This window comes from Acidobacteriota bacterium, from assembly GCA_016195325.1.
Taxonomy (GTDB): domain Bacteria; phylum Acidobacteriota; class Polarisedimenticolia; order JACPZX01; family JACPZX01; genus JACPZX01.
This window is the reverse complement of record JACPZX010000117.1, coordinates 1-10,412: the sequence shown is the minus strand read 5'-3', so window position 1 is coordinate 10,412 and position 10,412 is coordinate 1. Positions and strand designations below refer to the sequence as shown.

The window sequence follows — 10,412 nt, the reverse complement described above, 5'->3', positions numbered from 1 at the left end:
GCCGAGGCGTAGTCGGCCGCCAGCTCCCGATCGAACAGCAACGGGATCGCGCACCACACCTTCGCGAGCGGGGGATGCTCGGGGTTCAGCCGGAAGTCGCGGGCGTCGAGGGCCGAGTACCCCGCGGCGATGTGCGCCGTCTCGTCGAAGGTCGCCGAGTCCTCCCTCGAGGAGAGGAAGGCGGCGACCGCGAACAGTGCGAGGAGCGCGGCGACGGCCAGCGCATGGCTGCGACGGGATCTCATGGATGCGGAAGCCTCGCGTCGAGGAGGAGATCGGCTCAAGATAGAGGAGATGCCCGTCGCGGGTCCATTCACGCGCGCCCGCGCACGCCTCCACCTCTCGTTCGCTTGACATGCCGCGCGACTTTCGTATAGGTTTCGCTTTCCGAGTCGAGCTCCTCGCGCAGGCCCACGACGATCGCGGGCGCCGGCGGGGCCGGGTCTCCGGTGACTCGAGACCCGCCGTGGCGGCCCCGCGAATCAGGTTGACGACGACGCACGATGACGACGCACGAGAACGACGGAGATTCAGATCAGGGCGCTGCGCCGGCCCCCGGCCGCGACGACGTGCGCCGCGAGCGCGCCCTCGCCCGCGGTCTCATGCTCATGCGGGAGGCCCGGCTCTATCGCGATCTGGGGTTCGTGCGCATGGGGGACTACGTCGTCGAGCGGCTCGGATTCGCAGCGCGCGACGCCGAGGATCTGATGCGCACCGAGGCCTCGCTGAAACGGCTTCCGCGCGTCGCCCGGGCGCTCGAGCTGGGCGAGATCTCAGCCGCCCACGTCCGCCTGCTGATCCCGGTCGCGGAGCCTCGCAGCGAGGCCTTCTGGGTCGGCCTCGCGCGGCGCCGGAGCGTTCGCGAGTTGAGGGGCGCCGCGCACGGGGGTGCGGCGCCGCCACCCTCAGCCGATCTCGAGAGCCTCGAGCTTCCGGCTCCCGCGTGGATTGCGACGCTGTGGCGCGACAGTGTGACCTTCATCCGGCAGCTGGTCGGGAGCCCCATCCCCCAGGGGACTTGCCTGGGGCTCGTGCTCGCCGAGATATCCGCGGCGACGGCGGGGGGCGACGATCCGACGCACGTCGAGGCCGCGCCGGGCCCCCTCGACGCGGGCGCTGCGATCGCCGCCGACGATCCGCTCGAGCCGGGCTCACCTCTCGAGCAGCGGACGCCGCGGGATGCGAGGGAGCCGCGCTCGCTCGACTCCCCGGCCTCGCTTCCGCCCGACGCCCGCGCCGTGGATCGGGGGCTCTTGTCTCTCCTCCGCGAGCGCCAGAGGCGCGATGCCGTCATCGCCTCCCACCTCAAGGTCGTCGGCGCCTCGCGAACGTATCGCGCGCGAGGGTTCTCCTCCCTCGAGGAGTACGCGGCGGACACCTTTGCCATCTCTCCGTCGAGGCTCTACTGCCTGCTCAAGCTCGACAGGACGCTGCGCGCCCTGCCGGCGGCCCGCGCGGCGTACCTCTCCGGAAGCCTGACGCTCAAGCGGACGCTGGCGCTCGACGGCGTCGCCGCGCCATGGAACGAGGCGGCGTGGATCCGAAGAGCTCTTCTGGTCACGCTCCGCCGCCTCGAGGACGAGATCTCGTTCTGGCGGCATCTGCGGGAGACGCGGCCCGAGATCTGGGAGCTCCTGGATGGTGGCCCGCTCCCCCCCGGAATCGTGCTGGTCCCGGGCCGGCCGCCGAGGCTCGCCGCGCGGGCCCGGCACACCCCGCGGGATCCGGGTGCCGGACCGGGCGCCTCCCTCGCGCCCCGCGGCCCGGCCGTCTCGGCCGCCGCGCTGCTCCGTTCGCTCGAGGCCGACGAGACGCTCACCCCTCTTCCGCCGCGCATCTGCCGCATCCGGATGCTCGTCGAGCCGGGGGTGCACCGCGCGTGGAAGGAGACGGTCGATCACTGCCACGCGGTCATGCGGTTCGACCTCAGGCAGTGGGAGACGCTGGCGCTCCTCCTCCGCGAGTTCTGGCGCGTCTGGGACAACGTCGAGACGCGGCGGCAGCGGCGCGAGAACCCGACCCTCGAGCGCGACGGATGGCGCTGCTCGGCGCCGGCCTGCCGATCGCTCGGAACGGGGAATCTCCACGATCATCACGTCGAGTTCCAATCGACCGGCGGCGCCATGCGGGATCCCTCGAACCGGATCACGCTGTGCGTCGGCCACCATCTCGGATTGCTGCACGAGGGGAAGATGATCTGCACGGGGCGGGCCCCCGACGGCCTGCGCTGGGAGATGGGAGCGGATCCAGCGCGCCCGCCGTTCCTCGTGTACGCGGACGAGGAGCGCCTGATCTGCGGCGACGGAGCGCCGCATCGCACGCTCCGCCGCCGACCTGTCGCACTCGCGTGAGGCCTAGACCAGACCCTGATCCATCATCGAGTCGGCCACCTTGAGGAAGCCTGCGATGTTCGCGCCGTTCACGAGGTTCCCCGGCGTGCCGAAGCGCGCCGCGGTCTCGAGGCAGTTCTTGTGGATCGACTTCATGATGTTGTGAAGCCGCGTGTCCACCTCCTCGCGCGTCCAGTTGTAGCGCATGCTGTTCTGCGCCATCTCGAGCCCCGACGTCGCCACGCCGCCGGCGTTGGCCGCCTTGGCGGGGCCGTAGAGGATCCGCGCGTCGAGGAACTGCTTCGCCCCCTCGAGCGTGGTGGGCATGTTCGCCCCCTCGGAGACGACGTAGACGCCGTTCTTGAGGAGAACCCCCGCGTCCTTCGCGTTGATCTCGTTCTGCGTCGCGCTCGGGAAGGCGCACTGGGCCTTGTGGCTCCAGAGCGGGTTCGTGTCCTTCGCGCCGTCGAGGGCGGTGTAGATCGAGCCCTTGAACTTGTCCGCGTACTCCTTCATGCGGCCGCGGCGGACGTTCTTCAGATCCATGACGAAGGCGAGCTTCTCCTTGTTGATGCCCGACTCGTCGTAGATGTAGCCGTTCGAGTCGGACAGCGTGACCGCCTTCGCGCCGAGATCGATGAGCTTCTCGACCGTGTACTGCGCGACGTTGCCGCTGCCGCTGACGAGGCAGGTCTTCCCCGAGAGCGTCTCGTTGCGGGTCTTCAGCATCTCGGCGGCGAAGTAGACGGCGCCGTAGCCGGTCGCCTCCGGACGGATGAGCGAGCCGCCCCAGTTGAGCCCCTTGCCGGTGAGGACGCCCGTGAACTCGTTGCGGAGCTTCTTGTACATCCCGAAGAGGTAGCCGATCTCACGCCCGCCGACGCCGATGTCGCCGGCCGGCACGTCGGTGTTGGCGCCGATGTGGCGGCTGAGCTCGCCCATGAAGGCCTGGCAGAAGCGCATCACCTCGTTGTCGCTCTTCCCCTTCGGGTCGAAGTCCGATCCTCCCTTGCCGCCGCCCATAGGGAGCGTCGTCAGGGAGTTCTTGAAGACCTGCTCGAAGGCGAGGAACTTCAGGACGCCGAGGGTGACGCTGGGGTGGAAGCGGAGGCCTCCCTTGTACGGGCCGATCGCGCTGTTCATCTCGATGCGGTAGCCGCGGTTGACCTGGATGTGGCCGCCATCATCCATCCACGGAACCCGGAACATGATCACGCGCTCGGGCTCGAGGATCCTTTCGAGGATCTTCGCCTTGCGGTACTCCGGGTGCTTCTCGAGAACGACCGAGAGGGACTCGGCGACTTCCTGGACGGCCTGGTGGAACTCGGGCTCGGCAGGATTCTTGGCCTTCACCCAGGCCATCAGGGACCCAACGTAGTCGGACATGCCGTTCCTCCATCCCCCTCAGGGGAATCGAATGGCTGTTAGAGCGATGCGTCTGTGGTTGGCGGGCGGCGGCGGTGGCGCGTGATATGGCACAACTCCCGTCGCGTGGGCGCGCAGCCCGGGCCTCACTCCGTGGGTCCTCGCGCCGTCTCGGCACTGGAATGGCAAGAAGCGTGCCCCTGGAGGCGGCGGGCGGGCCCTTCAGACGGCGGGAAGATTATCACTCCGGAACGCCCGCGGGGTGGGGTCGCCCCTACTTCGCCTCCGCGCTCGGCAGCCAGTTGACGACGAGCGTGAGCGGCGTTGACGTCTGGTTCCGCAAGAGGGAGCTCACGAGGAAGCGCTGCCCGTCGGCGGTGACGTCGTAAGCGGTGCCGATGAGCCCGGGGACGACGCGGAAGAGGGTTTTCGCCTCCCCGGCGCGAAGCGAGGGTCCGTCGCGGCTCACCTCGACGGAGGTGATCGCGTTCATCGCGGAGAGGTAGAAGATCTCCTTCCCGTCCCGGCGCCAGCGGGGCCGGCTCCCTCCCGTGGTCGAGATCTGCCACTTCCCGCCGGGACCGGGAAATGGCGCCACGTAGATCTCGTTCCGCCCCGACTCGTTGGAGGTGTAGGCGATGAAGCTCCCGTCGGGGGAGAACCTCGGCCATCTCTCGCCGAAAGGAGTCCTCAGGAAGGCGATCGGCTTCCGGTCTCCCGTGAGCGGGAGCACCCACAGGTCCTGCTTCATGTTCGGATCCGAGGTCGACTCGTAGGCGATGAACTTCCCGTCGGCCGACCAGCTCGCGGGGAGCTTCCGATCGCCCGACGTCAGGAGCGCCTCGTCCGTCCCCGCGCCGCTCGAGAGCTTCGCGTAGAGATCCGACGTCCCCGCGCGATCCGAGGCGTAGGCGAGGCGCGCGCCGTCCGGGGACCAGACGGGGGCCACGTCAGAGTGCGTGTCGAACGTGAAGCGCGTCCTGAGGCCGCGGGCGACGTCGAATATCCAGAGGTCCGGAGGGCCGGTGCGCACGTCCGAGATGCTGACGGCCACGCGATCCCCCGATGCGGAGAGAGAAACGTCCCAGTACGTGTCCCGGTCGCCGAGCTGGCCGATCTCCTTCCCTGCGCGGTCGTACCAGACGAGCCGGCTGCCGGAATCCCCGTGTCCCGTCTGGTACAGCAGGACGCCGTTCTCGGACGCGCTCACGATCGCCTGCGAGAAGCTGGAGTCGAACTGCACCTCGTCGGCAACTGGGAAGGCGTCCCCCTCGAGCTCGAAGGATTTCGGATTCATCCGCTGCGCCATCAGGCTCTCCTCGCGGATGTAGAGGAGGTGACCGGAGGCGTAGAGAGAGTTGGACGGTGCGCGGAGGATGACCTTCCCGGGCGCGCCGTCGAGGGCTCCCAGCTTGGTCACGTTGGACTCGACGCGGCGATCCACCGTGCGAGAGAAGTACAGAAAGTGCTTTCCGTCCGGAAGAAAGAACGGCCAGCGATGCGTCTCCTCGACGCCGCCTTCCGCCGAATCGAGCTTCGTGACCGGCGAGGGGGTCCCCCCCACCTCCGGGACGCTCGAGATGCCGCCGTCGAGAACGGGTGCGAAGACGATGAACCCGGCGCGTCCCCAGGAGCCGCCCCGCGGATTGGGGGCGTCGCACAGGACGAGCGGCGGGCCTCCGTCGGCGGCGATCTGCCGCAGCTTGCCGTCCGAGAAGAAGGCGATCTTCCGGCTGTCGGGAGACCAGAAGGGATACGCCCCGCTCTCCGTTCCTGCGAGCGGCGTCGCCGCCGTCGCGTCGAGGGCTCGCACGTAGAGCTGCCGGGAGCCGTCCTCCTTCATCGCCGAGAACACGATCCGGCGCCCGTCCGGTGAGACCGCCACCGGCCCGCACTCGGGACCCGCCATGTAGAAGTTGGCCCCGGCCGGCGCCGGGATCATCGCGCGGATCACCCTTTCCTGGGCGCGTCCCGTGCGCGCATAGAGCGCCGCGAAGATCAGAGACGTCGCCGCGAGCGTCGCGACGAGCGTCCAGAGCGCGACCTCGGCCCGGCGCCGCCTCACGGTGACGGGGGCCGGAACGCCCGCGCGCGAGCCTCCCTCCTGAATCCACCGGAGCTCGAGAAGGACGTCGTGCATCGTCTGGCGGCGCTCGGCGGGATCCTTCGCGAGGCACTGAGTCACGAGGCGCTCGAGCCCCGGAGGTGCGAGCGGCTGGATCTGCGAGAGCGGCGGCGGCTCGCTCTCGAGGACGCGCGCGATGACGCTCGCCTGCGTCTTCCCCTCGAACGCGCGCTTTCCGGTCGCCATCTCGTGGAGGAGCGCGCCGAAGGCGAAGATGTCGCTCCGCGCATCCGCCTCTTTTCCCTCGAGCTGCTCGGGGGCCATGTACTGGAAGGTGCCGACGAGCGTCCCCGCCGCGGTGAGGGGGCTCGTCATGGTGGGTGCGGCTGTCAGCAGCGTGGGGGCGCCGGCGGCGATGCTCTTCGCGAGGCCGAAGTCGAGGAGCTTCGCCCCCGCCTTCGTGAGCATCACGTTCCCGGGCTTGAGATCGCGATGGACGATGCCGCCGCGGTGCGCTCGATCGAGGGCGTCGGCGATCTCGAGGGCGCGGGGGAGGAGCTCGTTGGGGGGAAGAGGCCCGCGCGCAAGGCGCGCGGCGAGCGACTCCCCCTCGAGGAGCTCCATCACGAGGTAGTCCACCCCGTCGTGGGTGCCGATGTCGAAGACGGTGCAGATGTTCGGGTGGTTCAGATTCGAGATCGCCTTCGCCTCCCGCTCGAAGCGGGCGCGGACCTCCGGATGCTGGCCGAGGTGCGACGGGAGGACCTTGATCGCGACGGTCCGATCGAGACGGGTGTCCTTCGCCCGGTAGACCTCCCCCATCCCCCCCGCGCCGATCGCCGCGAGAATCTCGTACGGCCCGAGGCGCGAGCCCCCCGCAAGGCTCATCGCGGGGCGCTCCCGGCGGCGACGATTGCGGGCCAGTTGACGACGAAGGTCATCGGGGTCATCCAGGGGTCTTCCTTCCGGATGTCGCAGAGAAAGCGCTTGCCGTCCGGCGCCGGCGCGCACGAATCGCCGCGCAGCTCGAAGAGGTCGACGGCCTTCCCCGCCTCCGGACCCGACGCGGCCTGCCGGATTTCGATCGCCGACTCGTGGGAGGTGTTCGTGACGAAGAAGACCTCACCGCCGTCGGCGCGCCATCTCGGGTAGGACCCGCCCTGCGACGTCACTTGAAGCCTCGTGGCGGGCGATGGGTAGCTCTGAAGGTAGATCTCGGCGCGGCCGCTCTCCTCGGACGTGTAGGCGATCCACCGGCCGTCCGGCGAGAAGACCGCGCCGTACTCGTCGAAGGGGGTGCGGATGAGCGGCTGAGGGGTGGCGCCGGAGCTCATGTCGAGCTTGAGGATGTCCAGCTTCGTCTCCAGCGTGCCCGACGTCAGGAGGACGGTCCTCCCGTCCGGCGACCAGCTCGTCGGCGTCGTCGTGGTCGAGAAGTCGGCGACCATCTTTTCGCCCGCCGCTTCGGCGGCCGCCCGCCGAAAGATCTGTCCGTCGCGGGCGCGGGAGCTCGAGAGGACGATCTCGCGCTCGTCGCGCGACCAGAGCGGGCTGAAGTCCGCGCCGGGATGGAACGTGAGGCGCGACGTGACCCCCCGGGCCAGATCGCGCGACCAGTAGTCCGCGATGCGGCCGTCCGGCGTCTTCCGGCCAAAGACGGCGAACCGGCCCGACGGCGACAGGGCGACGTCCTGGAATTGGCCCGCTTCGTCGAGGTCCTCGATCGCCTTGCCGGCGCGATCGAGCCACGTCAGGCGCGAGTCGACGTCGGCCGAGCGGAAGACGAGGAGCCCCGTCTCCGAGATCGAGAAGCCGAGCTGGTGATTGTCCCCCGAGGAGACGATCCCCTCGCCCAGGATCGTCGGCTCGCCGGCCGGTTGAAGGGTCTTGGGGTCGACCGGCTGCGCGAGGAGGCTCCGATCGCGGACGAAGACGAGGTATCCCGGCACGTACGCCACGGTCGTGACGGCGCGAAAGAGGCGGGTCGTCTCGAGAGAGCCGAGCGAGCCGAGCCTCAGGTAGTGATCCTCCGTCCGCGCGGCGTCCCCCAGGAAGACGAAGCGCTTCCCATCCGGGAGGAACCAGGGCCAGCGGTGGGCCTCCTCGCTCGGATCCATCGTCGTCGCCGGCTCGACGGCCCCTCCTTCGGCGGAGACGCGGGACAGCCCCTCGTACTCTTTTGCGGAGAAGATGATCACCCCTTCCCGGTTCCAACTCCCGCCCTTGCCGTTCGGCGCGTCGGCGACGACCACGGCCGGCCCCCCGGCCGCGCTGACCTTTTTCAGATTGCCGTTCGCGAAGAAGCCCAGGTAGCGCGAGTCAGGGGACCAGAAGGGAGCCGTCGCCCCCTCCGTGCCGGCGAGGGTGCGCGCGCCCGACGCGTCGATCCCCCTCACGAGCAGCTGCGTCTGCTTCCCGTCGGCGGAGAAAGCGATGATCGCGAGCTGCCGGCCGTCGGGAGAGACCGCGACGTGGCCGAACGGCGCGTGACGGACCCCGGTCGCGTCGGCGAGCGACAGGCGCATCGGAGGGGTGGGGACCGACGTCCGTGCGCGCACTGCGAGCAGCACGGAGGCGATCGCGACGATCCCGGCCGCCGCCGCGATACCCATCCAGAGCCGCTCGCGCCGCACGCGCCGCGCCGTCACGGGCGCCGGGATCCCCGCCGAAGACCCTCCCTCGAGGATCCACCGCAGCTCGCTTGCGAGATCCGCCGCGCTCTGCCAGCGCTCGTCGGGGGACTTCGCCATGCAGCGCTTCACAACGCGGTCGAGAGCCGGCGGCGTCATCGGCTGGATGGCCGTGATCGCGGGGGGCTCGGACGAGAGGATCGAGGCGATCAGGCTCGCCTGGCTCTTCCCCGAGAAAGCCTTGCGGCCGGTGACCATCTCGTAGAGCATCGAGCCGAAGGCGAAGATGTCGGACCGGGCGTCGGCCTCCCCCCCTTCGAGCTGCTCGGGGGCCATGTACTGGAAGGTCCCCATGATCGTCCCCTGCGCCGTCAGATCCTTGTGCTCGGTGGCCAGGGAGGAGAGATCCGAGGCGAGCTTCGTCTCGGCGGCGAGGAGGCGCGCGAGGCCGAAGTCCAGGAGCTTCGCGCCGGCGCGGGTCAGCATCACGTTGCCGGGCTTCAGATCCCGGTGCACGACGCCGCCGCGGTGGGCTCGCTCGAGGGCGCCCGCGATCTCGACCGCGATGCGAAGCGACTGATCCGCCGGCAGCGCACCCTTCGCGAGGCGCGAGGCGAGCGTCTCCCCCTCGAGGTGCTCCATCACGAGGAAGTCGACCCCCTCCTGCGAACCCACGTCGTGGAGGGTGCAGATGTTCGGGTGCGAGAGGGCCGAGATGGCGCGCGCCTCCCGGTCGAAGCGCGCCTTCAGCTCGGGGTGCTCCCGGAGGTGTGCCGGGAGGACCTTGATGGCGACGAGGCGATCGAGGCGGGTGTCCTTCGCCTTGTAGACCTCTCCCATCCCCCCCGCGCCGAGGGGGGCGAGGATCTCGTAGGGTCCGAGACGGGTTCCGGGTCTCAGCGGCATGCGGCCGGCGAGTATATCGCAGGGTCCCGCGCCATCTCGCATCCGGACTCGCGCGTTCCGGAAGCGGACACCGCGGGGCGATGATTCGCCGGGGCCGCCCGCGCCGCCGCGACTTCCCGATGGCACACGGCGTGCTTTGACCCGGCCCATGCGCAGCGACCTCCGCTCCGCTCTCCGGGGCATCCTGGCGCGGCCGGTGTCGACGATTATCGCCGTGGGCTCTCTCGGAGTCGGGATGGGAGCGGCCACCGCCGTCTTCACGTTCGTCAACGCGGGGTTCCTCCGCCCCGTCACCGCGCGCGACCCCGGCGCTCTCGCCGCGATCTACACCACCGACGAGAGGAACCCGGGCTTCGGCGGGACGTCGCTCCCGAACTTCCTCGACGACCGGGAGTCGAGCCGCGCCTTCGCGGGCCTGGCCGGCTACCGATCCATCCCCCTCTCCCTCGCGGCCGGGGGGACGCCGGAGCGCGTCGACGGGGAGATCGTCACGTCGAACTACTTCTCGCTTCTCGGCGAGCCGGCCGCGGCGGGCCGGACGTTCGCCGTCGAGGACGACCGCCCGTTCGACACGCAGCCCTCGGTCGTGCTGAGCCACGGGCTGTGGCAGAGACGGTTCGCGGGCGACCCGTCGGCCGTGGGGCGCACGATCTCGGTGAACAACCACCCCTTCACGATCGCCGGCGTCGCCCCGGCCGGGTTCACCGGCCTCTCGCTCCTGAGGCCCGCGGAGCTCTGGATCCCTCTCACGATGCGCCGCCAGGTCCTCACGGGGGTCGCGTCCTTCATCGCGGAGCGCCGGCACTCGGGGCTCCTCCAGGTCTTCGGCAGGCTCGCCCCCGGCGCGACCTTCGAGGGGGCGGGGGCGGAGATGAGAACGATCGCGGCGCGCCTCGCGCGGGAGCATCCGGAGGAGAACAAGGGGTGGAGCGCCACCGTCCTCCCCCTCGCCGAGGCGGTCCTCGGCCCGAACGACCGCGCGGCGTACGCGCGCGGGGCGGCGCTCGCGCTCGGCATCGCCGCGCTCGTGCTCCTCGTCGCGGGGGCCAACGTCGCGAACATCCTCCTGGCGCGCGCGCTCGATCGCCGGAAGGAGATGGCCGTGCGCCTCGCTCT

Annotated in this window: 6 protein-coding genes; 2 read left to right on the top strand and 4 right to left on the bottom strand. The window is 70.2% G+C overall.

Annotated elements, in window-relative coordinates; translation table 11 throughout:
- The coding region (locus tag HY049_19510; GenBank protein MBI3451087.1) for a hypothetical protein at positions 1-245 on the bottom strand (245 nt) is incomplete at its 3' end.
- Between the two features lie 258 nt (positions 246-503).
- Between HY049_19510 and HY049_19505 the strand changes: the two genes are divergently transcribed.
- Positions 504-2,351, top strand: coding sequence for a hypothetical protein (locus HY049_19505; protein ID MBI3451086.1), 1,848 nt, complete (start codon positions 504-506; stop codon positions 2,349-2,351).
- 3 nt (positions 2,352-2,354) lie between these two features.
- Here HY049_19505 and gdhA read toward each other — a convergent pair whose 3' ends face one another.
- The 3 genes from gdhA to HY049_19490 all read right to left on the bottom strand — a co-directional run bounded on the left by gdhA (position 2,355) and on the right by HY049_19490 (position 9,296).
- Positions 2,355-3,716, bottom strand: a complete 1,362-nt coding sequence (gene gdhA / locus HY049_19500) for an NADP-specific glutamate dehydrogenase (protein MBI3451085.1) — start codon at positions 3,714-3,716, stop codon at positions 2,355-2,357.
- A gap of 253 nt (positions 3,717-3,969) precedes the next feature.
- A complete protein-coding gene (locus HY049_19495; GenBank protein ID MBI3451084.1) occupies positions 3,970-6,648 on the bottom strand; it encodes a serine/threonine-protein kinase in 2,679 nt (892 codons plus the stop codon).
- Positions 6,645-9,296: a serine/threonine-protein kinase gene (locus HY049_19490; protein MBI3451083.1), complete on the bottom strand. Its 2,652-nt coding sequence runs from the start codon at positions 9,294-9,296 to the stop codon at positions 6,645-6,647. Before HY049_19490 ends, HY049_19495 begins: the two co-directional genes overlap by 4 nt.
- Before the next feature lie 196 nt (positions 9,297-9,492).
- Here HY049_19490 and HY049_19485 point away from each other — a divergent pair.
- Positions 9,493-10,412 (top strand): ABC transporter permease (locus tag HY049_19485; protein ID MBI3451082.1); only part of this gene is annotated, 920 nt, incomplete at its 3' end.